Origin of the sequence: Sorangium sp. So ce375, assembly GCF_051473855.1 — a bacterium.
Classification (GTDB): domain Bacteria; phylum Myxococcota_A; class Polyangia; order Polyangiales; family Polyangiaceae; genus Sorangium.
Window position 1 is genome coordinate 7,278,638 of record NZ_CP150335.1, and the last position, 24,579, is coordinate 7,303,216.

Sequence of the window (24,579 nt, forward strand, 5' to 3'; positions counted from 1 at the left end):
GTCCGCGCACGGGCCAGATCTACGAACATCCCGGAACTGCACAGCTTTTCCGTGCGGTGGGTGGATTGAGCCTGATGCTCACTCGGACGGCGGTGCGGTTCCTCCGCTCTCAGCACCTTTGTGCGTGTACACTCCTCGGCATGCCAGGGACAATCCCACCCACGGGGCGCTCGAGCACCGACGACGTCACGGTGCAGATGCCCGGGAAACGACGCGACGCATCCGTCGTTGAGCTCACAAGCTCGGCGCTGGTGGAAGAAATCGAGACTGCGGCGCGGCCGTGGTCGGACGACGCACCCACGTTGGTGCGCTCGGACGACAGAGCGCCAGCGCTGATCGGGAGCTTGATCTCGGAGCGGTACCGCGTCCACGAGCTCATCGGGGAGGGCGGCATGGGAGCCGTGTACCGCGGCGAGCAGGTGCACCTCCGCAAGCAGGTCGCGATCAAGGTCCTCCAGCCGGGCGCCCGGAACCTCCCCCAGATCGTGGCGCGGTTCGAGCGCGAGGCGATCGCGGGGGCGCATATCCAGCATCCGAACGTGGTCTCGGCGAGCGACTTTGGTCAGCTCGCGGATCGGTCGCATTTTCTCGTCCTCGAGTATGTCGACGGCACCCCGCTCCAGGACGTGCTCGCCTCGGCGCCGCTCCCCGCGCGGCGCGCGCTCCACATCGCGAGGCAGATCGCGTCTGCTCTGGAGGCGGTGCACGCGAAGGGGATCGTGCACCGCGATGTGAAGCCGCAGAACATCCTCCTCGGCGCCCGTGATCAGGTGAAGCTCATCGATTTCGGCCTCGCCAAGGTGAACGTAGAGCTCCTGTCCACCGAAAGCCGCGAGGCCGCGCGCAAAGGCCAGGACCTCACCGCTGCCGACCAAGTCCTCGGCACGCTCAGTTATCTCGCGCCGGAGGCCGTGCGCGGCATGGATGCCGTCGACGCTCGCGCAGATCTTTATGCGCTCGGGATCATTTTGTACCAGATGCTGTCCGGGAGAAGCCCGTTCGACGCGAGCGACGGCCAATCTTCCTTCCGGCAGCGGCTCCTCGAGGATGCGCCCCCGCTCCGCCAGCGTGCTCCGGGATTAGGTATCCGCCCCGAAGTGGAGGCGATCGTGATGCGGCTCGTCCAGCGAGACCCAATCCAACGCTATCCGACGGCTACCGACGTGATCGCGGCCATCGACGGGGCCATTGCGGCGATGGAGGGCGCGCCGAGGCAGCTCGAGCCGACCGTTGCGATGCACTCCGGGGCTCCGGGGCACCAGACGAGCGCGACATCGCTCGCGTCCAGGTGGAGCTCGCCGACGATGCGGCCGTGGCTCATTGCGTCCATCGTCGTATCGCTCTTGCTCAGCGTCGTGCTCTTGATCGCCATCCTGCTCAGCTGACAGAGACTCAAATAAGGCCCCATCGAGGGAGCAGGCTCGTCGCTCGACGGCAGGAGGTGCAGAGGAGACATCGAGAACGACGACGGCCAGCCCCGCTGCGCCCCCGCCGCTGACGCGCGCCACGGCCGCGCGGGGCGCCCTCCGCGAGGTGGGCTCCCTCAGCGACGAGGGAGCGGGGCCCCCGCCGGGATCCGCCCTTCCTCGACGGCCACGACGTACGGCGGCAGGCGGCCCGCCCGCACCGCGCGGACGTCGGCGCGCATCGTCGCCGCGTCGGGGTAACGCTCGACCTTGTGGAACGCGAGGGCACGATCCACGACGTCGCACACCTCCGAGGGCACGGCCGGCGCGCACTGCGCGAGCGACGGCGCCCGCTCCGTCGCCGCGGCGATGAGCAGGCGCGCATCGGCCACGTGACCGTGGATCGCGCGACCGGAGAGCAGCCGAAACATCGTGGCGCCCAGGCCGAAGACGTCGGTCCGGCCGTCGATCTCGCGGACCATCCCCGTCGCCTGCTCTGGCGCCATGTACTCGCTCGTGCCGAGCGCCACGCCCGTCTTCGTGGCCGTCTTCTCCGGCAGCTCCCCCATCCCGAAAGGAAGCGGATCGAGCACGCGGGCGATCCCGAAATCGAGCACCTTCACCCGCCCATCGCTCCCGATATGCAGGTTCTCAGGCTTGATGTCCCGGTGAACGACGCCGTATGTGTGCGCCACGACCAGCACATCGAGGACCCGCTCGGCGAGCGCCAGCACCTCGCCCACCGCGAGCGTCCCCAGGCGGGCCATGCGGTCGAAGACCGTCTCGCCCTCGAGCACCTCCATCGCAAGGTAAGCGGCGCCGTCGTCCGCGATGCCCGACTCCAGCACGAGCGGCAGCCCCTCGCAGAGCGGGCCGACAGCCGCCAGGGCGCTGCCGATCGGGCCCTCGCGCAGGAAGCGCTTCCGGAGCTCCTCGATCTGGCTCAGCGACGGGTGCAGGACCTTCAGCGCCGCGACCTGGCCGTCGGCGCGCCGGCCGAGGAAGACGCTCGCCATCCCGCCGCCACCGAGCACGCGCTCCACCGTCCAGGTCCCGATCTGGGTGCCGATGCGCCGCGCCGCGAGCTCCTCGTCGTCCATCGAGCGGGCGGATGGTACCATCCCGTTCACCAGGAGCGATCGCGAAAGGCCACCCGGCCAGGATGACAGCCCGCGCGGGGCCTCGCTCCTCGTGGGTCTCGCCCTCGCTTGACCGATCGAGGATCCACCGGCATCCCGAGGTGCTCGAGGATCTTCGTGCTCGTGGCGCGCTCGGTGATCGCACGGAGGATGCGGATCAAAATGGCCACATGATGCGAGGAGCTTCGCCGCTCGACGGAAGCTCGGCGTACGCCGTCGGCTCCGTGCCTGCAAGGAACACCTCCTCGATCGCCCCCGCGGCGCCCGGCAGCGCGAGTTGACCGGTCGTCGCGTCGATCAGCACGCGCGCGAGCCCGTCCGGCGGCGCGGCGAAGTCGGTGCGCGGCCTCGCCTTGTGCGCGTCCTGCATGAACGCGATGAAGGCCGGCAGAGAGGTCGCACCGCCCGTCTCGCCGGCGCCGAGCGGAGAGGCGTCATCGTAGCCCGTCCAGACGGCGCACGCGATGTCGGTCGAGTAGCCCACGAACCACGCGTCTTTCGCGGCGTTCGAGGTGCCCGTCTTGCCGGCGACCGGTGTGCTCATGGATCGCGCGCGCTTGGCTGTCCCCGAGTCGACGACTGAACGCAAGAGGCTCGTCGTGATGTACGCCTCGGCTTCGCCCATCACCCGGCGCGCTGGCGCCGCGTTGGGCAGCGGCAGCGGCTGGCCGCCCGGGCCGATGATGCCGCGAATGAGCACCGGCTCACGGTACGAGCCGCCTGCGGCGAACACGTTGAACGCAGCGACCATCTCGAACGGCGTCACCTCATAAGCGCCGAGCGCCAACGACAGATCCGCGCCGAGCTTCGACGCAATCCCGAGCGCTCGCGCCCACTCGACGACCTTGGCCGGCCCGAGCTGATCGAGGACCCATACCGCGGCGACATTGACGCTCTGGGCGAGCGCCTCGCGCAGCCGGCGCGGCGCCTGTCCTTCGCTCTCGTCGTAGTTGTCGGGCCTGTATTTCCCTCCGAGAGCGGTCGGATGGGTCTCGAGGATGGACGCCGCGGTGAATGCCCGCGTCTGGATCCCGTAGCTGTACACGATCGGCTTGAACGTCGAGGCGGGCTGGCGGCGCGCCGACCTTGCCCGATTGAGGGCGCCGCGCACCGCATCGTAGCCGCCGACGACCGCGAGCACTTCGGCCGTTCGGACGTCGAGGGCGACGAGCGCGCTCTGGGGCCCGAGCGCGAGCTCCAGCCGTCCGCTGCGCGGATCGCCGCCGGCAAAGGTGACGCGCACGACCTTGCCGATCTCGGCGAACTGGCTCGGGGGCAGATTGCGTGGATTGTAGCGCGCCGCTCTCTCCAGCTTCACGACGCCTTGCGCCGTACCCACGCGCACGGTGAGCGTGCCCGCCGCGTCGTCGGCCTTCGTGACCACGCCCTGGTAGACGCGCTCGCTGCCCTGCGTGGGCGTTCCCTCGAAGGCGGCCGGATCTGCCTTGCCACGCTTCAGCGGAGCGACGAGCCCGCGCCGCGCGGCGTACGCGTCGAGATTGCTGCGCACCGCCGCTCTCGCGGCCCTCTGCAGCTGCGGATCGATCGTCGTCGTCACGGTGTACCCGCCGCGGCTGGCTTGCGGGCCGACCGCGGCGACCAGCGCGCGCTCGACCTCGGCGACGACCTCGGGCGCCAGCTCGGCGGCGAGCTCCGGCGGAGGGGCCAGGACGATCTTCTGGCGAGCGGCGGCGTCCACGTCGGCGCGCGACGCGAACCCTTTGTCGCCCAGCTGCTGGAGCACGTAGCTGCGCCGCTCCTCGGCGCGGGCGAGGTCCACGCGCGGAGAGTAGACGCTGGGACCCTTGACCAGACCTGCGAGCAGGGCTGCTTCGGCGAGCTGCACGTCTCGAATACTCTTTCCGAAGTAGTACCGCGCGGCCTCCTCGACGCCGTAGCGCCCGTGCCCGAAGTAGATGTCGTTGAGATAAAGCTCCAGGATCTCGTCCTTCGTGAGCTCCTGTTCGATGCGGCGCGCGAGGATGAGCTCACGGATCTTGCGCGCGAAGGTGCGCTCCGGCGTGAGGAGCACGTTCTTGACCACTTGTTGGGTGATCGTGCTGCCTCCCTGGCGGGCCTGCGCGGACCGAAGGTTCACGAGGAGCGCCCGCAGGATGCCGAGGTAGTTCAGCCCCTCGTGCTTGTAGAAGTTTGCGTCCTCCGCGGCCAAAAGGGCGAGCTTCATGCTCTTCGGCACCACCGAGATCGGGACGACGGTGCGTCGCTCGACGAAGAGCTCCGCGAGCGGTGTCCCGTCGCGCGCGAGGATTCGCGTGACCTCCGGCGGATGATAGCTCCTCAGCTCCGAGGTCCGCGGCAGGTCGTGGCCGTAGTACCAGAGGAGCGCCGAAAACCCCAGCAGACCGAGGCCCAGCAGCGTCGAAGCGGCCATCACGATGCGCCACGTCCATCGCCGCAAGCGTCGCTTCCACTGGACCTTTCGCCGGCGCGGGTCCCCTTGCTCCCGCGCCCGGCGGACGGCGACGGCGCGGTGGAGCGCGCTCGCCAGAGCACGTAGCGCCGATGCGATCCGAGAAGCGGCCCGCGCGAGCCGTCGCGCCGGCAGCGCGCCTTGTACGGTCGGCTGCGCGGAGGCCGGCGACGGCCTTGGGACGCCGTCCCCGGGCGGTGGCGACCACGGCAGCGTCGGTCGCTCCGGTTCGGCCTGGCGAGCCCTCTCTTCGGGGATCTGCGGGCTGGCCTGCGGCGCGCGCACCCATAGCTGTGTCGCTGGCTCCTTCACCTCCGCATCGTCACGGCGGGGCTCCTCGCCGCGCTGCGAGGGGGACGCGAGGTCGTCACGACGGCCGAACCGGTCCATATCCATCCATATTCTCCGCGATGCAGGCTGAGCGCGCGTGCCGCGGCGCCCTCCTCGCAGACGCAATGAGCGCAGCGCGTGGGCGCGATGCGACGATCACGATCAGTCGGGGCATGGGGCTCCGCACGCCACGACGTTCCCCGGACAGGCTTCTATCTGCCCGAGACACGTGCCGATGACGCAATCGGACCCAGGCGTGCAGTACACCAGACATGGAGCGCTCGTCATGCAATTGACCGAGCAATCGCCTTCGCACCAGATCTTGTGCATCCCCGATCCCATGCAATTTACCAGCGCGTCCCGGCGCGCTCCGATGTCGCAGACGCTTCCGTCCTGACAAGCAATCTGGCACGCTTCATCACACACGTGGTGGCAGTCGTTCGTCAGCAGACAGCTGGTCCGCTGCGACACAGAAGGCCCCTCCTCGGGGCCGCGGCTCGGTGAGCCAGGGAGGCGAGCTCTCGTGTCGCCCTTCTTCTCGGGGCTGGGATCCGAAGCCTTTGCCAGGAGGCGATCCGCCGCCGGACCGCCGGGAACCTTGGCGGGCGGTGGGGCCGCCGGCCTCTGCGCGCCGGTCGCCTTCGGCGATTTCGCGTCGGGCTCGACGTGCACCGCACGGAAATACACCGCGGCGAGCACGCCTGCGGCGAGCAGCGGGAACGCCAGCACGGCCCATCGGAGTCTCCGTCCACGGACCGTGGTCGCCGTCCACTGCGTCGCCTGGGTGAACGCCGATGCGGCCGGTGAGGGGGCGCGAGCCGGAGCGACGGCCGATCCGCCGCCCGGGGCGCCCTGCGCGCTCGGAGTATTCGGGGCGCTGCCGAAGGAGAACTCGCGGTTGACACTCCCCATGTCGCCTGCCGGCGGCGGGGCGGGACGCAGACCACCGGCGCCCGAGGCGCGCACCGGTACGGCCGACGAGGGGACGAGCCCCTGCGGCACCCACACCGTCGTCGCGGTGCTGAGCGCATCTGCAGCGCGGGCGTGGGTCCCGGACGCGGCGAGCCGCAGGGCAAAAGCGGGCGGTTGACCGGCCAGGACCGCGCGCACGTCCTGCTGCATGACCGTCGCGCTCGGGTAGCGCTCGCCTCGATCGAACGCGAGCGCGCGATCGACGACGGCGCACACTGCCTGCGGGGCCTCCGGAGCGACGCTCGCGAGCGGCGGCGCAGGCAGCGTAGCCATCTTGACGACCAGATCGGTGTCCGAGCCCGCCTCATGGATGCGCCTCTTGGTGATCAGACGAAACATCGTCGCTCCGACCGCGAACACGTCGGCGCGCGCATCGATCTCGTCGCCTCTGACCTGCTCCGGCGGCATGTAGGCGACCGTTCCAAGCGTCGTTCCAGTGCGCGTCCGAACGTAGTCGGTCGCGGCCTGCCTGACACGGGCGACGCCGAAGTCGAGCACCTTCAGGCGCCCGTCGCGCAGGCGGAACAGGTTGTCTGGCTTGATGTCGCGGTGGATGATGCCGTGCGCATGGGCCGCTGCCAGCACGTCCAGCAGCCCGTCGACCATGGCCAGCAGCTCGGCCATGTCCATCCTGCCCACGCGCCTTCCGTACGAGGCGAGCGACTCACCGTCGAGCAGCTCCATGACGAGGAACGGGCAGCCGTCCGCGGTCGTGTCGATATCGCGTATTTCCACCGCGCCGGGGTGCACGAATCGATTGACAGCTTGCGCTTCCTGATCGAACCGCGCACGCAGCTCGGGCATGCGCGCGATCTCGGGGTGGAGGATCTTGATGGCATCTCGCCGCCCGATCTTGTGCACCCCGACGTAGACGGCGGCCATACCGCCCGCGCCCAACAACCGCTCGATCGTCCACTTCCCGCACAACACTGTGCCGACTCTGCGCTGCAGTTCCTGGTCGTCCATATCCGGTATCAGGTTTGCTAATTTGCTAAACGAAGAACGGAGAACGGAGAACGAAGTCCTCGCGGCGCACCCGCACCGCCCTGACCTTCGCCCATCCTAGCCGATTGGCCGTCACGTCGTGACCGCGCGACGTCGTCGTGACCGCGCGACACTCGGCGTGCCGTCCCGGGTGCGTCGCCGGCCGAGCGCGGCCGCAGGCCGGCCAGGCCCACAAAAAGTGCCCGAGTCGAGACCAGCGCCCTGCCCTCGGCGCGCGTGCCGCGCGGCGAGGGAGCGTGACCGTAGATCTGCCGGGAAGCCGATGGTAGGGTCGCCGCGATGTCGGGGAGCATGTCGGGGAGCGTGGACCAACTCGAGGAACACCGCGCGGCGCTCACCGGGCACTGCTACCGGATGCTCGGATCCATGGTCGACGCCGACGACGCCGTCCAGGAGACCATGGTGCGCGCCTGGCGTAGCCTCGACAAGTTCGACGGGCGGTCGTCGCTGCGCACCTGGCTGTACCGCATCGCGACGAACGTCTGCCTCGACGCTCGGGCCGATCGCGCGCGCCGGGCGCGCCCCATCGAGGAGGGCCCGGTCGGCGCCGTGGACGACGAGCTCCAGACACGCCCGCGCACACACTGGCTGGAGCCCGTCCCCGACGCGCACGCCCTTCCGGCCGACATCGACGCCGCGGAGCGGGCCGTGCTCCGCCAGAGCATCCGCCTCGCGTTCGTCGCGGCGCTCCAGCACCTGCCGCCGAAGCAGCGCGCCGCGCTGCTGCTCACGGAGGTGCTCGGGTGGTCCGCTGCAGAGGTCGCCGACAGCCTCAGCACCTCGGTCGCCGCGATCAACAGCGCGCTCCAGCGAGCGCGGGCGACGCTCGCGAGCCGCGATCTCGGCGACGTGCGCGCCACGCTGCCGGAGCCAAAGGCCGCGCTTGTCGACCGCTACGTCACCGCCTTCGAGCAGTACGACGTGGACGCGCTCGCGGCGCTGCTGCACGAGGACGCGACCCTGTGTATGCCGCCTTACACCCTCTGGCTCCGCGGCCACGACGCCATCCGCGCGTGGCTGCTGGGCCGGGGCGCGGGCTGCCGCGGGTCGCGGCTCGTGCCGACGGCCGCCTGCGGCTCCCCGGCGTTCGGCCAGTACCGCCCCGCGCCGGAGGGCGGCCACCGGGCCTGGGCGCTCATCGTGCTCGAGCTCGCGGGGGACCGCATCGCCGGGATGACGTCCTTCCTCGACACCGAGACGATCTTCCCGCGGTTCGGCCTGCCTCTCGAGCTCCCCGCGTAGCCCCCGCGCCCGGCCGGGTCGGGGCGACATTTTTTTCCGGTCGACCGATGAGTCCCGGCGTGCGCCGGGGTCTAGGGGGGTGAACTCCGGCGCGATGGCCCCGATGGCCGCGATCGTGGCCGGCATCACCCGGCGTCCATGCTCGAACAGGAGAAGAGGACCATGACAACGAACAGCGCTCGCAAGATCTTCGTCAACCTGGCCGTCCGCGACCTGAAGCGGTCGATGGAGTTCTTCTCCAAGCTCGGCTTCGAGTTCAACCCGCAGTTCACGGACGACAAGGCCGCCTGCATGATCATCAGCCAGGAGGCGTTCGTGATGCTCCTCATGGAGCCGTTCTTCAAGGGGTTCACGAAGAGGGAGATCTGCAACACGAGCACGCACACGGAGGGGATGTTCGCGCTCTCGTGCAGCAGCCGGGCCGAGGTCGACGAGATCGTGAAGAAGGCGATCGCGGCGGGCGGGTCGCACGCGATGGATCCGCAGGATCACGGCTTCATGTACGGCTGGAGCTTCTACGACATCGACGGTCACCACTGGGAGGTCGTCTGGATGGATCCCTCGGCGATCCAGTCGTAGCCGGCGCCTCGACGAAGGAGAGGAGGAGGAGAGCCATGGTCGAGAGCCACGTAGCAAACAGCGATAGCTTCCAGGTCACGACCCCGTCGGAGAATGAGGTCCGCATGACGCGCCTGTTCGACGCGCCGAGGCACCTCGTGTTCGACGCGATGACGAGGCCCGAGCACATCAAGCGATGGTGGGGCTGTCTGGGCGAGGGTTACTCGGTGCCGGTCTGCGAGATGGACCTCCGGCCGGGCGGCAGGTGGCGCTTCGTGAACCACCACCCGGGTGGCGAGGCCGCGTTCCACGGCGAGAACCAGGAGATCACGCCGCCGAGCCGGCTCGTGTTCACCGAGATCTTCGAGCCGTTTCCGGACACGGTCTCGGTGGTGACGGCGGTCTACACCGACGAGGGCACGAAGACGCGGCTCACGGCCACGGTGCGCTATCCGTCGAAGGAGGTGCGCGACATGGTCCTCGCGTCCGGGATGCCCAAGGGCGCGGGCATCAGCTACGACCGCCTCGAGGCTCTGGTCGCGCAGCTGCAGCAGCGATGAGCCGGGCTGGCCCGCGGTGAGCGGGCGCGGCCCAGCCGGCCCGCGCTCGCTCACGCGCGCCGCTCGGCGAGCACCCGCCTCAGCGTCACGCCGCCCACGGGCTTCGTGAGGTGCAGGTCGAAGCCGGCCTGCCTGGACCTGGCCTGGTCCTCCGGTCCACCGTAGCCCGAGATCGCCACAAGGTAGAGCGCCTCGCCCCCGGGCGCGGCCCGCGCCCGGCGGGCGACCTCATGGCCGTCGATGCCGGGCAGACCGACGTCGATGAAGGCCACCTCGGGGCGCAGCTCCAGGAGCTTCGTCACGCCGTCCAGGCCGTCCACCGCCACGATCACCTCGTGCCCCAGGGCCTCGATGAACCCGCACATCACCCGGCGCACGTCCTCCCCGTCCTCCACGACGAGCACCCGGCGCCGTTCGGCCTCCTCCGCCGGCAGCGGGGCGGCGGACGGCTCCGTGCCGGGCGCGAGCGGCGGCTCCGCGCCGGGCGCGAGCGGCGGCTCCGCGCCGGGCGCGAGCGGCGGCGCCGCGCCCCGGCCGAGCGGAAGGCGCACGATGAACTCGCTGCCCTGGCCCGGCCCGGCGCTCTCCGCGACGACGCTGCCGCCGTGCATCTCCACGAGCCGCCGCACCAGCGTGAGCCCGAGGCCCAGCCCGCCCGTGCTGCGGTCGATGCTCTGATCGACCTGCGTGAAGAGATCGAACACCTTCTCGAGCATCGCGGCCGGGATGCCGCGGCCCGTGTCGCGCACCCGCAGCACGGCCTCGGGCGCGCCGCCCGCCGCCTCGCGGGTGAGGCGCACCGAGATCGCGCCCCCGGGCGGCGTGTACTTCGCGGCGTTCGTCAGGAGGTTCGTGACCACCTGCTCCAGCCGCGTGGCGTCGGCCCGCATGCCGAAGGCCCCCGGCCCGACCTCGACCGAGAGCGCGTGGCGCCGCGCCTCGACGGCCGGGCTCACCGCGGCGACGGCGCCCCGCACCGCCGCCGCGAGATCGACGTCCTCGAGGCGCAGCTCCACCGTGCCGCGCGTGATGCGCGACACGTCGAGGAGATCGTCGACGAGGCGCACCAGGTTGCCCACCTGCCGCCGGGCGATCTCGCGGTAGCGCGCCGACCTGGGCGCCTCGCCCGCCAGATCGCCGAGCAGCGTGAGCGACAGGCTGATGGCGGCCAGGGGGTTCCGGAGCTCGTGCGCGAGCATGGCGAGGAACTCGTCCTTGCGCTGATCGGCGAGCCTCAGCGCCTCGACGAGCGCCTCCACGCGCCGGCGGGCGCTCACCTGGTCGGTCACCTCGAAGGCGAACACGAAGATGCCCTCGATCGCCCCGTCGCGGTCGCGCATCGGCTGGAAGACGAAGTTGAAGAAGCACTCCTCCGTCGTGCCATTGCCCTGGCGGTCGAGCCGCACGGCGAGCTCCTTCCCCACGAAAGGCTCGCCGGTGCGGATCACGGTATCCAGGAGATCCGGGATGGATTGCCCCTCGAGCTCGGGCAGGGCGGCCAGGATCGGCTTGCCCACTTGCGCTCGTCCGCCGACGAGCTGCTGGTAGAGCGGATTGACCACCTCGAAGATGTGCTCGGGCCCGCGGAGGATCGCGATCGGCCCCGGGGCCTGCATGAAGAGGTCGTTCAGGTACTGGCGCTGCCCCTCGGCTTCCCGCCGCCGGCGCGCGAGCTCCACGTGGATGCGGACCCGCGCGAGGAGCTCCTTCGCGGAGAACGGCTTCACGAGGAAGTCGTCGGCGCCGGCCCCGAGGCTGTCGACGCGCACCTCCTCGCCGGCGCGCGCGGAGAGCATCATCACGGCGACGCCGCGGGTGCGCTCGTCGGCGCGCAGCGCCCTGAGCAGGCCGAAGCCGTCGAGCCGCGGCATCATCACGTCGGTGAGCACGAGGTCCGGGACGTGGGCGCGGGCGCTCTCCAGCGCGTCCTGACCGTCGGCCACGGCCTCCACCGTCCACCGCTCGGCGAGGAGCAGCCGCTGCACGTAGTCGCGCATGTCCGCGTTGTCGTCCGCGACGAGGATGTGCCCCGGCCGCCTCGGGGCCGGCTGCTCCTCCGCCGGCGGGGCGTCCGGCGCCCGCTCGTCGCGGCCCCACTGCGCGGCCTCGTCGAGGAAGGGCGCCGCGCCGCGCCCCTCCGCGGCCGGCGCGGGGGCGAGGTCGATGCGATCGGCGGGCAGGTGCGCCTTCCCGAGCGGGATGGCGACCGAGAAGCGGCTGCCGACGCCGAGGCGGCTCTCCACGGCGACGCTGCCGCCGTGGAGCTTCGCGAGCTCCCGCACCAGGGCGAGGCCGATGCCGCTGCCCTCGAAGCTGCGGCCCCTGGCCCCCTCGACGCGGTAGAACCGCTCGAACACGCGCGGCAGCTCCGCCTCCGGGATGCCGGTGCCCGTGTCCTCGACCGACAGGACGACCCGCCCGCCGGCCTCCTCCAGCGAGACCCGGACGCCCCCCGACAACGTGAACTTGAAGGCGTTCGAGACGAGGTTGAGCACGATCTTCTCCCAGAGCTCGCGGTCGACGTAGGCGGGCTCGGAGAGGGGCGGACACTCGACGGTGAGGGCCAGGCCGGCCCGATCCATGAGCGAGCGGAACGAGCTCGCGAGCTCCGCGGTGAAGGAGCCGAGATCCGTGGGCTGATAGCTGGCCTTGAGGCGGCCCGCCTCGATGCGCGAGAAGTCGAGCAGCGTGTTGACAAGCCGGAGGAGCCGGAGGCTGTTGCGGTAGACGAGCGCGAAGCGGTCGCGCTGCGGCGCGGGCAACGGGTGCGCGGCGTCCGAGAGGCCGTCCTCGACGGGCCCCAGGATCAGCGTGAGCGGCGTGCGGAACTCGTGGCTGATGTTGCTGAAGAACAACGTCTTGGCGTGATCGAGCTCGGCGAGCGCCTCCAGCCGCTGCCGCTCCTCCTCGCTCGCCCTGGCGTTCTGGAGGGCCGCAGCGCCGTGGCCGGCCAGGAGCCGCAGGAAGCGGCGGTAGTCGTCGTCCAGCACCAGCCGGGGGCTGGCGCCCGCGACGAGGAACCCGGCCGGCCGGCCTCCGGCGCCGGCGCCGGCGCGTGGCAGCGGCAGCACCACCGCCTGGCGAGCGGCGTCCGGCCACGGCCCTCCCGGAAGGGGGCCGACGCGCGCGGGCAGCTTCGACAGATCCACCTCCACGTCCGCGCGCAGAGCGCGGTGCAGCGGCCACACCGCGCCGGCCGCCGCGCCGAGGCCCACCGTCGCCGGCGCCGCGGGGTGGCCCGGGTCGAGCCCGGCGGTCCCCGCGAGGCGGACCTTCACGCCGTCGTCGTCGACGAGATAGAGCAGGGCGAACGGCACGTCGCGCCCGGCCTCCGCCACGGTATCCATCATCACCCGACAGACGTCCTGAACGCTCCTGGCGTCAGCCGCCCTTGCAGCCAGCGTCCCGAGGAGCTGCAGCCGTCGCTGTCCGAGGATATACGCTGTGCCCTCGGAGCACGCGACGAGGATGCCCGCGACAGCGCCGCTCTCGTCTCGGATGGGGCACTGGCCGTAGCTGAAGTAGCACTCCTCCATGAAGCCGTGCCGATCGAGGACGAGCAGGCCATCGCGGACGTAGGTGGCCCCTCCCGCGAAGACCTTCTCGATCATCGGCTCCATGATCTCCCAGATCTCCTTCCAGCACGCGCGGCCCGCTTGGCCCATGGCGGCTGGGTGCTTCTTGGATCCGAGGATGGGGCGGTAGGCGTCGTTGTAAAACTGGGTCAGCTCCCGCCCCCACCAGAGGAACATGGGATGTTCGGACGAGAGCAGGATGGACAGCGCTGTCCGCAGCGACTGAGGCCATGCCTCGACCGGGCCCAGCGCCGTCCGCGACCAGTCGATCGAGCGTATCAGCGCCCCCATCTCCCCGCCGCCCGAGAGGGCGCCGCCAGCCAGATCCGGCGGAGTCCCGGCGCTCACCGCGTCGACGCGACCCGTGCCGGTCCGCTCCTCGACCCGGTCGCGCTGGCCGGTGCGCCGTCTCGTCATGGCGAACACCTGCTTTTTTACCACGGCCGAGTCCAGCCATCTCACCGCCGCCACGGTGGGTACGGTCGTCCGCTCGCCTCAACGATCCTCTCGATGCTCGCCGCGTAGATACGCCGGCCCAGCACCATCCGGACGCGCAATTCTCCTTGACGCCCCGCTCACTCCACACAGGGCGGGACAGGGGGATGCTGCTGCCTCGTGAACCGAGCTCACGGGCTCGTCGCCTCGTCACATGACCGGATCGACGAGCTCTTCTGGGCGTCGCAGACCCGCCGAATGGATATTTACAGATTTCCGCAAAGGCCACTCCGGCCGGAGCGCTTGCCCGAGCCGAACAACCGGTCTAAGCTGTCTCGCATAACTTCGGAGGCCGAGATAGGCCTCCATTGCAAGAGGAGCATCGTCCATGCGTCGTCTCGGCCCTGCTGCCCGCTTTCGGTATTTCCTCGCTGCCCTGACGGCAGGTACAGCGATGTTGGGAACCGCTGCCCTGTTTGCCCCCTCGAGCGAGGCGGCGCCCGGGGAAAACTGCACCTACTACAGCGACGAGAGCCACACGACGGTCGTCGGCCAGTACGGCCGCGACTGCTGCAACAACCGGATCGCGTGGGGCACCAAGACGTCGCACCACGAGTGCGGCGGGTGTTTCACCTGCACTCCGCCTCCTCGCTGAGGGAATCGCGCCGGTTCCGGCTCGCGCAGCGATCGGCTCTCCCGCTCCAAGGGTCGCCGGCCACGATCGTCCAGCTTGCGAGTGGTCGGTATGCTGACGGATCCATCGTGTTGGCATTTTAGCGAAAGTTGAACAGGGAGATGGGGAGATTCGGTGGGATTTCACTCCCCGGCTCCCCGCCTCCCTGTGAATCGATGCGGCCTGCCATGGCCTGGCTGATGGATTTCCTCGGTCGCGGCGAGTGACGCCTCCTTCACGGGAAAGGCGCCGTCGGCCAGCGCGCCATGGCTACGCCCGGCGGAGCCACTCGATCGCGTCGTGGCGCGCCTCGAACACCCCGAAATGCTGGCCGCGGAGCTCTTCGGCCACCATCTCGCCGAACCGGCTGCTGAAGTCGGCGGCCCCCGGAGGGCACACCACCGCGAGCCGGATCCAGTAGTTCCTTAGCTTCTGCAGGATCGCCCCTGCCTCTCCCGAGCTGAGATCGAAGAAGGCCGCCGTCATGTTCGCCGCGTAGAGGAGGGCACAATGGACGCCGCCCGAAAAACAGGCCTCGATCACGAGGTCGACGTCGCGGGCGCTCGACATGAGCGCCTGGTCCGGCGGCCCTTCCACGAACTGAACCCCGCGCTCGTCGACCACCGGCAACTCCATGGCTTCCCTCCGACACGATCCCTGCGCCGCGGGCTCGGCGGAGAGGTCCGCTCGACCCGCGCCCAGGGTAACCTCGCCAAGCGGCCCCTGTACAGGCGCCGCGTGGAGAGCCGGCCCGGGGGCCGGGCTCGCCCCCGCGGCGCGGCGCCCAGGGCGTCACTGGGCGCGCCGGACCTCGTCGGAGAACCTCACCGCCTCGCGGAGCACGTGATCGGCGAGCGCTGGATCGATGATGCTCTTGATCTGTCCCGTCTCGATGCCCTGTTCCGCGGCCGTCTTGAAGTCGATGACCTCATCGGCCAGCGTCGCGAGCTGCCCGCTGTCGACGCGGAACGCGTGCGCCTCGTACAGCTGCCCGGCGCGCTCCACCGCCTGGTCGACGAGCGCGCGCTCCTGCGGGTCCAAGAGGTGCGCGATGAACTCGAGGTGATCCGCCATGATCCTCGTCCAGAACGCCGAGACCTCGTCGCTCTGGAGCGCGGTGTCGCCGTACGCGAGCCGATCGAGCCGAACGACGAAGCGCTCGGCCTCGCGCGCGATGTGGTCGAAGAAGAGCGGCCAGACGAGGCTCCGGAGCGAGCCGCTCTCCTGCGCGCGCTGCATGCGGCGCTTGTACTCGATGAACCGCTGGACGCTCGACCGCGTCGAGGAGAGGAGCGGAGAGATCCCGTAATCGGCATAACCGCTGTCGCGCGCCGAGAGGAAGTGCCTGGCGAAGAGGTCCTGGAACCGCCGCGCCTCGCTCCGCGGCCCGCGGAGGTGGTCGCCGGGCATGAGCAACGAGATGAACATCGCATGTTCCATCATGATGTCCGTCCAGAAGAGGACCTCCGAGACGGCGTGCGCCGCATAGCCGGCGCCCGGGCCGGGCAGGAAGATCGGCTTCCTCGCGCGCCGGTCGACCGCGATGCCGGGCGTGTAGGCGGCGCCTTCCGGGAGGGCGAGCGGCCCGATCGACTCGCAGAGCGCGGCGCTCTTGTCGGGGAGCGCGAGGCTCGGTGTGGCGAGCAGCGAGACACCGGCGGTGGCCATCGCGCCGCCGGCGAATTGTCGGCGTCCAAGTTTCCCTTGCGCAGCACGCTTCTCCATCGACGCTCCTCCTGGTTCCTGCATCCGTGAGAATCCGAGCGCGAGGGTGCATGTCCCGCGCCCGAACCGAGGAGTCGACTCGCAGGGCGATCCACCGGAGCGCGCCTCACCCCAGTGAGCGGCCGGCGATGCGAGGAATCGCGACGCCCAGGCGCTCCGTCAGCAGAGAGGCCGCGCGGGGCGCGCCGGACGTCATCTGCGGAATCCGCCCGTGATGGGCAACCCGGCCATCGTCGGCCTGCGAAGACAGAGCACATGACCCCTCCTGCACCGACCACCTGCGACCACAGCGCACATCACGCCGCGGGGGACAGACGCTCGCGACGACAGAGGTTCACACCCGGCGGGCGCCGCAGACACAACCACATCAACGCACCGCCGTCCTTTGTGTCGGCTCTCGGATTTCTTCGCTATCGTCGCCCGGGATGTCGAGGACCTGCCCTCGGCTCCGACAACCCCGTGAACGCGCGCCCGATCCCCGGGCGACAGCGAAGAGAAGGAGCCGATCGTGAAGTACATCCTGATGATGAACACGCCGAGCGGGGGGCCGTACCAGGTCGCCAACTGGCAGCAGAAGGACTTCCAGGCGCACATCGCGTTCATGAAGAGCTTCCACAGGAAGCTCAGCGAGTCGGGTGAGCTCGTGGCGGCCGAGGGCCTGGCGGGGCCCGACCAGGCCAAGCTCGTGCGCGCCGGCAAGGACGGCAAGCCGATCACGGACGGGGTGTTCCCGGAGACAAAGGAGTTCCTCGCGGGGTACTGGATCGTGGACGTCGAGAGCCCCGAGCGCGCGTACGAGATCGCCGCGCAAGCGTCCGCCGCGCCCGGCCCCGGCGGCGCGCCGCTCAACATGGGGATCGAGGTGCGAGAGGTGATGAGCGGGCCGCCCAGCGATCTCTAGTGACCTCTCCGTCTCAGGACGCCAGGGCCGAGCGCCTGCTGCGCGATCTCGCGCCGCAGGTGCTCGGCGCCGTCATGCGGCGATTCCGCGACTTCGGCGCCGCAGAGGACGCGGTCCAGGAGGCGCTGATCGCGGCGGCCACCCAGTGGCCGCGCGAGGGCGTCCCCGACGAGCCGCGCGCCTGGCTCATCCACGTGGCGTCGCGCCGCATCGCCGATCACGTCCGGAGCGAGGCCGCGCGCCGCCGCCGCGAGGAGCTCGTGGTCAGCCTCGTGCCGCCCGAGCTGCAGATCGCCCTCGCCGCGGACAGCGACGACGCGGTGATGGAGGACGACACGCTCGCCTTGCTCTTCATGTGCTGCCACCCCGCGCTGTCCTCGCCGTCCGCCATCGCGCTGACGCTGCGCGCGGTCGGCGGCCTGACGACGGCCGAGATCGCAAGGGCGTTCCTGGTGCCGGAGGCGACCATGGCGCAGCGGATCAGCCGGGCGAAGCAGAGCATCAAGGCGTCCGGCGTGCCGTTCGAGCGGCCCACGCCCGAGGCGCGCGCGGAGCGGCTCGGCGCCGTCCTGCACGTGCTCTACCTGATCTTCAACGAGGGCTACACCTCGAGCTCCGGCCCCGAGCTGCACCGCGACGATCTGTCGGGCGAGGCGATCCGCCTGACGCGCGCCGTGCACGCGCTCCTTCCGGACGACGGCGAGGTCGCGGGCCTCCTCGCGCTCATGCTCCTGACCGACGCGCGGCGCGCGGCGCGGACCGGGCCACAGGGCGAGCTGATCCCGCTCGCGGAGCAGGATCGACGCCTGTGGGACCAGCGCGCGATCGCCGAGGGCGTCGCGCTCGTCACGGCGGCGCTGTCCAGGGGCTCGATCGGCGCGTACCAGCTGCAAGCCGCGATCGCGGCGGTGCACGACGAGGCGGCGCGGGCCGAGGACACCGACTGGCCGCAGATCCTGGCGCTGTACGACGTGCTGATGCGGATGTCCGACAACCCGATGGTGGCGCTCAGCCACGCGATCGCGACCGCCATGGTGCACGGCCCTCAGGCAGGGCTCGATCTGCTGAAGACGCTCGACGCCGACGCGCGCCTCTCGGGTCATCACCGCCTCGACGCCGTCCGCGCGCACCTCCTGGAGCGGACCGGAGATCGCGAGGCGGCGATCGCGCACTACAGGAGAGCGGCCAGCCGCACGACGAGCATCCCGGAGCAGAACTACCTGGCGACGCAGGCGGCCCGGCTGAGCGAGGCGCCGAAATAGCGAGCCGGAAGCTCATGCGCGTGGGCGGGACCGAGAAGATCTCTGCGCGGCTCAATCCACCGGGAAGTGCTCCGCGATCCAGGCCTCCCAGCCCGGCGGGACTCGGGTGGCCTCGAGGTAGCGGCGCAGCTGGTGGGCGTCATCGAAGGCGGACATTCCCCACAGGCGGAACGCATCGACATAACCCATGTCGTCCTCGAAAGAATCGGCGAAGTCGGTGAGCTCCAAGCCGAGCTGCCAAGGCGCCTTGACGTACCCGGCGCAGAGCAGTCGAGCCAGCGACAGGAGCCCGTCGCGAGGCTCGATCGGACCTGCGTCGCCGCTCGCGAGCGCGGACGCGCACGCGCCCCAGCCCTCCGGCACGGCGGGAGGCGTCCATCCGTCGCCTCTTCGGAGCGCGGCGACCTGGCGCGACCAGAACCAGAACTCGCGGGTGTTGTAGCGCGCCGCCTCCTCGGGCGTCTCGTACGATTCCCATGGCCAACACACGCCGTCCTGCTGGCCGAGCCATATGGTGAAGGAGACGTCGCTCGCGATGAGCCCCTCGTCCAGGAGCGCCGAGCGACGCGAGGCCGCCGCGATCGGGTCGTCTTCGTCGCCTTCGTCTTCGTCTTCGTCACCTTCCTCGCCTTCGTCCTCGCCATCTGCCCTACCCGTGGGGTGCAACACCTTGTGAACGGCCCCGGCCCAGCTGATCGGCGCGGGAGGGTGGCGTCGCAGGTAGGCGATGCGTGTTTCGCGATCCGGCGCGAGTTGCTCGAGAAAGACGCCCCACAGACCCAACCAGTCTTCACCGGAGCCCATCCGCCAGCCGAGCGTGTAGCGCTCGTAGTCGGGGAAGCGCTCCCATGGAGGAGCGATGTCTCCGTGCACGTCGAGATGTTCAGGGAGGCGTGCGCGACATCTCTCTTTCCAGTCCATAGCAACACCACTCCATTTCTTGCATCAGAGCCGGCGGAGCTGTACGGCGCGCACCGCGTGGTCAGGCCCCTTCTCGATCACGACGTCGGCGCGCGCGCGCGTCGGCAGGATGTTCTCCGTGAGGTTGGGGCCGTTGATCGTGCGCCAGATCTTGAGCGCGAACGCGCGCGCCTCGTCGTCGCCCATCGCGGCATAGCGGTGGAAATAGGAGGAGGGGTCGTGAAACGCCGTGGCCCGCAGCGCGAGGAAGCGCTCGATGTACCATCGTTCGATGTCGGCCTCGTCCGCGTGGACGTAGATCCCGATGTCGAAGAAGTCGCTCACGGCGATCGCCGCGGCGCGGTCGGGGCCCTGCAGGACGTTCAGCCCCTCGAGGATCACGATATCGGGCTGCCTCACGGTCTGCACCTTCCCGGCGACCACGTCGTAGGTGGCGTGCGAGTACACCGGCACGTCGATCGCGTCGACGCCGGCCTCCAGGTCGGCGAGGAACCTCACGAGCCGCCGCAGATCGTAGCTCTCGGGAAAGCCCTTGCGGTGCAGGCCACCGCGCGAGGCGAGCACCGCGTTGGGGTACAGGAAGCCGTCGGTGGTCACCAGATCCACCCGTGGGTGGTCGGGCCACCGCGCGAGCAGCGCCTGCAGCACGCGCGCGGTCGTGCTCTTGCCCACCGCGACCGACCCGGCAATGCCGATCACGAAAGGCCGCCGCGCGATGGGGCGGCCAAGGAAGGTGTCCTTCACGCGGCGGAGCTGCTGCGCCGCGCCCACGTGCAGGTTGAGCAGCCTCGAGAGCGGCAAGTAAATCGTCGCGACCTCGTCGAGCGAGAGCCGATCATTGAGGCCCCGCAAGACCACGAGGTCGGCCTCGGTGAGGGTGAGCGGCGTGGCCGCGCGCAGGCAGCCCCACTGCGCAGCGGCGAAGACCTCGTACGTCGTGGTGGCGGCGTCCATGATGGGTCGGAGCCGAGTGTACGCTCCCGAGCGCCCCATCCGAAGCAATCTCGCGAGCGGGAGCAAGCCCCCTCGCCTTGGTCAGGTCGCGATCGGTTCGTTGCTCGCGGTCGATTCGAGCTGCTGTTGCGCCGACTCGGGATGTTGCGGCACGACCACGGCAGATGCGCGCTCCGTCGCTGGCCGCCAGTCGCCCGCTGCCTCCAGCGCAGCCTGCGCGCGTTCCAACCAGAGCTTGGCGCGGCGACGCTCCAGGACGGACAGCGCTTTCGGCCCCTCGCTCGTGTTGATGGCGGCCCAGAAGCTCGAACCGAAACGGTCGATCTTGTACATCACCGACGAGTCGAGCTCGGGCAATGTCACGGTCTTCCCGCCGCGCTCCAGCAGGCGTTGGTACGCGGGTGACGCGTCGAGCTGGCTGAAGTCCCTCGAGCGACCCTGGTTCTTCACCACGATATGCTGCAGCGCTTCGCCCGGCGCCGCGAGGACCTGCTCGAGGTGGGACACCGAATCGAAGCCGCCGTCGGTGACGTGCCAGGACACGAGCTGGACGCCCATTTCCCGCGCGTAGTTGAGGACGTCGGTCGACTCGATCCAGCGCTCGAGAGCCCGATGGCTCTGCGCAGGCAGGTCGACGAGGACCACGCGATCGCCGCCGAGCGCGCTGTCCAGGATCTGATCGGCGCTATCGAGCTGCTCGAGATCCACGCGCTGCGTGTAGTCCGCGTAGTAACGGCGGAGCGCGCCATGCGACAGATCCGCGTCGAGCGCCACGAACGGAAGCGCTCGGTCAATGAATAGCTGCGCCAGCAGTCGAGCGACCACGCTCTTGCCGACGCCACCCTTCTCGCCGCCCACAAAATGTACAGTACTCATGCACCTCCCCCTTCGGCCACCATGTCGCGGAAGTCAAGCCATTCGTTGCAAATGGCATTCCGGCGTCGCTATGCGCGGGTGGCGCGACGTCGAGGCGACGTTATCGGGGTCGAGCAGCGCGAGCGCCGCCTCCGCGACCTGGCTCGCGAAGGCGTCGCGCGGGAGCGTGCGGATCCAGCGCGACCCGGGTCGCCCACCGCCGTCGCTCAGAAGAAGCTGTAGAGGGACAGCTTGATGCGCTCGTTGGTCGCGGTCACGTCGTCCGCGAAGGTCTGCTCCGAGCGCTGGAACGAGAGGCCCAGGCGGACGGCCGGCGTGATGTCGGCGAACAGGTTCCCGTCGATGTAGCGCGATTTGTGGTACGCCGTGCGGAGCGTGCCATAGCCGTTCTCCTCCGTCACCCGGTCGTTCGAGCCCTGGGTGTAGTTGCCAGAGACGGAGAAGCGCCCCGACGGAGGCAGGTAGTACTGGAGCCCGACCATGAACCCCGTCCAGCCGATCGTCTTCAGCTTGTTGTTCGCGTCGTACGTCACGAGGCCGAGGTCGATGTTCGGGGTATAGACCGCTGCGTCAGGCAACGCCGGGGCCGCCGGGTGCTGCACCTTGATATTGTTCGCGACGCCGGCCAGATCCGAGACGCCCGTGCCAGTGAAGAACGAGCCGGTCAACGTCAGCGCGTTCCCGGCGTCGTCCAGCGCCTTGGCCGGGATGATCGGGAGCAGCGCATCGACGGAGAGCCCGTAGCCGTTCGCCGAGCTCGACGCCTCCGGGATGGCGGCGTAATCGTTGACCCTGAAACGACGGAACACACCCGAGACGCCGATCGTCAGCGGGTCGTGCAACATCCCGCCGGCGCCGAGCGTGTGGATCCCCTTCCAGCCGTTGAAGCCGACGCGCAAGCCCGCCTGCACGTCCGGCACCTCGGAGTCGCGCTGCGGCGGCTTGACGGCGGCAGCAGCGATCTCCACGTTGGCGGCGTCCGACTTAAAGTTGTGGCCGACGCGCAGCTGCGGCATCCGCCCGAACACCTGGTTCATCACCGGGAAGAAGGACGTCGTGGCGGGGAAGAAGTACGGCTGCCACCCGAAGAGGTGATAGCCCTGTCCGATCAACAGATCGACGTAGTCCGTCTCGACCTTGATGTTCGCCTGACGCAGACGGAAGGTGCCGCTGCTCACCAGCGAGGCTTCGGAGACGGTGGGCGGCTGATTGCCGAAGAAGTCGAGCTCCAGCATCGCCGTGGCCTTGATCCCGGACACCTCGGGCGCGGTCACCTTGACGCCGAACCTCGAGTTCCGCGCCGTGAAGTGCGTGCGGCCGTGCGAGCCGGCGTAGGTGTCCTCGCGCTGGATCACCGTGGCCCCCACCGATTCGCCGAAGCTTTGGGTGGAGTCGTGCATGATGTCGAACTCCGCCATCCCGTAGATGGTGGCCTTCCACTTGGAAGTCACCGGAACAGGATCCTTGGAGGCCGGCTTGGCGACCTCCGCCGGCGGAGCCGCCGGAGCAGCGGCAGCAGCCGCAGGCGGCGCGGCCGGCGCCTGCGCGTCCGCCGGCGAGGCCGGCGCAGCTGCCTGCGGAGCGGCCGCGTCCGGCGCCGCCGGCGGGGGGGTCTGGGCGCGCGCGACCGCCGCCACGAAGAAAATCGACGCACCGACTAGGTTCGCAACCTTCGATTGATTCATGTTCGAAGCCCCTGGAGTATCCATGGCGCCGGGAATCCCCTGCACACGCCGCAAATGGTGAGTTCAACCAGCTCTACGTCACAACCGCGCAGATCGCGGTCCGGACGCCATGTCCGTCTCCCCGGCGGAGCGGCCGAGATCGAGGCGGCGAACGGCGTTTGTGCCTCTCGCGCGCTCCCTCAAGGCGCGCGGCCAGCGTCGCGGAACGCTCGGGCGCGCGCGACGAGCTCGTCGCGCCGGCCGTCGCGCAGGAGCTTGAGATCCACGAGGTTGCCGCCGACGCCGACCGCCACCGCGCCCGCCGCGAGGAAGGCGCCCACGTTCTGCAGCGTCACGCCGCCCGTGGGCATGAGCGGGATATGGGGCAGAGGCGCCTTGAGCGATTTGAGGTACGAGGCGCCGCCGAGGGCGTCGCAGGGGAACACCTTCACGACGTCTCCGCCCGCCCGGTGCGCCGCCACGACCTCGGTGGGCGTGAGCGCGCCGGGGGCGTGGACGATGTTCATCGCGACGCAGGCCTTCACCGTCGCCTCGTCGAGCGCGGGGCTCACGACGAAGCGCGCCCCGGCCTCGACACACGCCTCGGCGGTGCGGGCATCGAGCACCGTGCCCGCGCCGACGAGCGCCCGCTCGCCGTGGCGCGCGGCGACCTCGCGCACGACGTCCACCGCGCCGGGGACGGTCATCGTGATCTCGAGCACGTCGATCCCCCCCTCGAGGAGGGCCTCGGCCGCCTGCAGCGCCTCCTCGGCCGAGCCCGCGCGCACCACAGGGACGATGCGCGTTCGCGCGATCCACTCGAGCACAGATTGCTTGTTCATCGGTCCACCCGGGCCGTGCCCAACTTCATCGCCTTGAGGACCTCGTCGACGGTCGCCATCGTCGTGTCGCCCGGCGTCGTCATCGCGAGCGCCCCGTGCGCCGCGCCGCAATCGACCGCCCACTGCGGTCCCTTGCCCGTCAGGAACCCGTAGATCAGGCCGGAAGCGAACGAGTCGCCGCCGCCCACGCGATCGAAGATCTCCAGGTCCTTTCGCTCGGGCGCCTTGTAGAGCTGGCCGCCCTCATAGAGCACCGCGCTCCAGTCGTTGCGCGTCGCCGAGGTCGCAACACGGAGGGTCGTCGCCACGGCCTGGATGTTCGGAAACACCGCGACGACGCGCTCGATCATGCTCTGGAACGCGCCGACGCGCAGGTTGGCGTGCCCCTCGTCGACGCCCTCGACCTCGAAGCCCAGGGCAGCCGTGAAATCCTCCTCGTTGCCCAGCATCACATCGACGTAGGGCGCGAGCGCGCGGTTGACCTCCTGCGCGCGGGCCTGGCCCCCGATCGATTTCCAGAGCGACGGGCGGTAGTTGAGATCGTACGAGACGACGACCCCGTGCCGCCTGGCGGCCTCCATCGCCTCCTTCGCCACGCCAGGCGTGGTCTCGGAGAGCGCGGCGAAGATACCGCCGGTATGGAACCACCTCGTCCCCTCGGCGCCGAAGATGGCGTCCCAGTCGATGTCGCCGGCCTTCAGCTGAGACGCGGCGGTGTGACCACGGTCCGAGAGGCCGACCGCCCCCCGGATGCCGAAGCCCCGCTCGGTGAAGTTCAGGCCGTTGCGCACGAGGCGCCCCACGCCGTCGTGGGTCCTCCAGTGGACGTGCGTGAGGTCCACGCCGCCCTGCATCATCAGATCTTCGAGCAGGCGGCCGACGGGGTTGTCCGCGAGGGCGGTCACGATGGCCGACCTGAGCCGGAAACAGCGGCGAAGGCCGCGGGCGACGTTGTACTCGCCGCCGCCCTCCCAGGCGTGGAAGCTGCGGGCGGTCGAGATCCGACCGTCACCGGGATCGAGGCGCAGCATGACCTCGCCGAGGGAGACGATGTCCCAGCGGCAGGTGGAAGGATCACGGAACGTGAGGGACATGGATTGCTTGCTGT

The 24,579-nt window shown here is 70.1% G+C and carries 19 protein-coding genes; 7 read left to right on the forward strand and 12 right to left on the reverse strand.

Annotation, left to right across the window (positions count from 1 at the left end):
- Nucleotides 1-344: 344 nt before the first annotated feature.
- Nucleotides 345-1,385: a serine/threonine-protein kinase gene (locus tag WME90_RS26955; RefSeq protein WP_437274871.1), complete on the forward strand. Its 1,041-nt coding sequence runs from the start codon at nucleotides 345-347 to the stop codon at nucleotides 1,383-1,385.
- A 158-nt stretch (nucleotides 1,386-1,543) separates the two neighbouring features.
- Here WME90_RS26955 and WME90_RS26960 read toward each other — a convergent pair whose 3' ends face one another.
- The 3 genes from WME90_RS26960 to WME90_RS26970 all read right to left on the reverse strand — a co-directional run bounded on the left by WME90_RS26960 (nucleotide 1,544) and on the right by WME90_RS26970 (nucleotide 7,244).
- The gene (locus tag WME90_RS26960; protein ID WP_437274872.1) at nucleotides 1,544-2,527 is read right to left on the reverse strand and encodes a serine/threonine-protein kinase; all 984 of its coding nucleotides are present in this window, start codon (nucleotides 2,525-2,527) and stop codon (nucleotides 1,544-1,546) included.
- 175 nt (nucleotides 2,528-2,702) lie between these two features.
- On the reverse strand, nucleotides 2,703-4,937 hold the full coding sequence (locus WME90_RS26965) for a penicillin-binding protein 1A (RefSeq protein ID WP_437274873.1): 2,235 nt from the start codon (nucleotides 4,935-4,937) through the stop codon (nucleotides 2,703-2,705).
- A 531-nt stretch (nucleotides 4,938-5,468) separates the two neighbouring features.
- On the reverse strand, nucleotides 5,469-7,244 hold the full coding sequence (locus tag WME90_RS26970) for a serine/threonine protein kinase (RefSeq protein ID WP_437274874.1): 1,776 nt from the start codon (nucleotides 7,242-7,244) through the stop codon (nucleotides 5,469-5,471).
- 330 nt (nucleotides 7,245-7,574) lie between these two features.
- Between WME90_RS26970 and WME90_RS26975 the strand changes: the two genes are divergently transcribed.
- The 3 genes from WME90_RS26975 to WME90_RS26985 all read left to right on the forward strand — a co-directional run bounded on the left by WME90_RS26975 (nucleotide 7,575) and on the right by WME90_RS26985 (nucleotide 9,643).
- A complete protein-coding gene (locus WME90_RS26975; protein ID WP_437283666.1) occupies nucleotides 7,575-8,525 on the forward strand; it encodes a sigma-70 family RNA polymerase sigma factor in 951 nt (316 codons plus the stop codon).
- 162 nt (nucleotides 8,526-8,687) lie between these two features.
- Nucleotides 8,688-9,104, forward strand: coding sequence for a VOC family protein (locus WME90_RS26980; protein ID WP_437274875.1), 417 nt, complete (start codon nucleotides 8,688-8,690; stop codon nucleotides 9,102-9,104).
- A 35-nt stretch (nucleotides 9,105-9,139) separates the two neighbouring features.
- Nucleotides 9,140-9,643, forward strand: a complete 504-nt coding sequence (locus WME90_RS26985) for an SRPBCC family protein (RefSeq protein ID WP_437274876.1) — start codon at nucleotides 9,140-9,142, stop codon at nucleotides 9,641-9,643.
- 50 nt (nucleotides 9,644-9,693) lie between these two features.
- Here WME90_RS26985 and WME90_RS26990 read toward each other — a convergent pair whose 3' ends face one another.
- Nucleotides 9,694-13,635, reverse strand: coding sequence for an ATP-binding protein (locus tag WME90_RS26990; RefSeq protein ID WP_437274877.1), 3,942 nt, complete (start codon nucleotides 13,633-13,635; stop codon nucleotides 9,694-9,696).
- A gap of 472 nt (nucleotides 13,636-14,107) precedes the next feature.
- Here WME90_RS26990 and WME90_RS26995 point away from each other — a divergent pair, with 472 nt between their 5' ends.
- On the forward strand, nucleotides 14,108-14,308 hold the full coding sequence (locus tag WME90_RS26995; protein ID WP_437274878.1) for a DUF6289 family protein: 201 nt from the start codon (nucleotides 14,108-14,110) through the stop codon (nucleotides 14,306-14,308).
- Nucleotides 14,309-14,596: 288 nt separating this feature from the next.
- Here the strand turns inward: WME90_RS26995 and WME90_RS27000 are convergent, their stop codons facing one another.
- Nucleotides 14,597-14,962 (reverse strand): DUF4180 domain-containing protein, encoded by a 366-nt coding sequence (locus WME90_RS27000; RefSeq protein WP_437274879.1) that lies wholly within the window; start codon nucleotides 14,960-14,962, stop codon nucleotides 14,597-14,599.
- A 156-nt stretch (nucleotides 14,963-15,118) separates the two neighbouring features.
- On the reverse strand, nucleotides 15,119-16,051 hold the full coding sequence (locus tag WME90_RS27005) for a DUF2935 domain-containing protein (protein ID WP_437274880.1): 933 nt from the start codon (nucleotides 16,049-16,051) through the stop codon (nucleotides 15,119-15,121).
- Nucleotides 16,052-16,559: 508 nt separating this feature from the next.
- Here WME90_RS27005 and WME90_RS27010 point away from each other — a divergent pair.
- Nucleotides 16,560-16,952: a YciI family protein gene (locus tag WME90_RS27010; RefSeq protein WP_437274881.1), complete on the forward strand. Its 393-nt coding sequence runs from the start codon at nucleotides 16,560-16,562 to the stop codon at nucleotides 16,950-16,952.
- Nucleotides 16,952-18,214, forward strand: coding sequence for an RNA polymerase sigma factor (locus tag WME90_RS27015; RefSeq protein ID WP_437274882.1), 1,263 nt, complete (start codon nucleotides 16,952-16,954; stop codon nucleotides 18,212-18,214). The genes WME90_RS27010 and WME90_RS27015 overlap by 1 nt, the downstream gene beginning before the upstream one ends.
- Before the next feature lie 51 nt (nucleotides 18,215-18,265).
- Here the strand turns inward: WME90_RS27015 and WME90_RS27020 are convergent, their stop codons facing one another.
- The 6 genes from WME90_RS27020 to WME90_RS27045 form a co-directional block, all read right to left on the reverse strand.
- Nucleotides 18,266-19,087: a hypothetical protein gene (locus tag WME90_RS27020; protein ID WP_437274883.1), complete on the reverse strand. Its 822-nt coding sequence runs from the start codon at nucleotides 19,085-19,087 to the stop codon at nucleotides 18,266-18,268.
- A 72-nt stretch (nucleotides 19,088-19,159) separates the two neighbouring features.
- The gene (gene coaA, locus WME90_RS27025; protein WP_437274884.1) at nucleotides 19,160-20,089 is read right to left on the reverse strand and encodes a type I pantothenate kinase; all 930 of its coding nucleotides are present in this window, start codon (nucleotides 20,087-20,089) and stop codon (nucleotides 19,160-19,162) included.
- 81 nt (nucleotides 20,090-20,170) lie between these two features.
- Nucleotides 20,171-20,965: a mobilization protein gene (locus tag WME90_RS27030; protein WP_437274885.1), complete on the reverse strand. Its 795-nt coding sequence runs from the start codon at nucleotides 20,963-20,965 to the stop codon at nucleotides 20,171-20,173.
- Nucleotides 20,966-21,171: 206 nt separating this feature from the next.
- The gene (locus WME90_RS27035; protein ID WP_437274886.1) at nucleotides 21,172-22,650 is read right to left on the reverse strand and encodes a hypothetical protein; all 1,479 of its coding nucleotides are present in this window, start codon (nucleotides 22,648-22,650) and stop codon (nucleotides 21,172-21,174) included.
- A gap of 179 nt (nucleotides 22,651-22,829) precedes the next feature.
- Nucleotides 22,830-23,471 (reverse strand): bifunctional 4-hydroxy-2-oxoglutarate aldolase/2-dehydro-3-deoxy-phosphogluconate aldolase, encoded by a 642-nt coding sequence (locus WME90_RS27040; RefSeq protein ID WP_437274887.1) that lies wholly within the window; start codon nucleotides 23,469-23,471, stop codon nucleotides 22,830-22,832.
- Nucleotides 23,468-24,565, reverse strand: a complete 1,098-nt coding sequence (locus WME90_RS27045; protein WP_437274888.1) for a PfkB family carbohydrate kinase — start codon at nucleotides 24,563-24,565, stop codon at nucleotides 23,468-23,470. The genes WME90_RS27040 and WME90_RS27045 overlap by 4 nt, the downstream gene beginning before the upstream one ends.
- Nucleotides 24,566-24,579 lie beyond the last annotated feature (14 nt).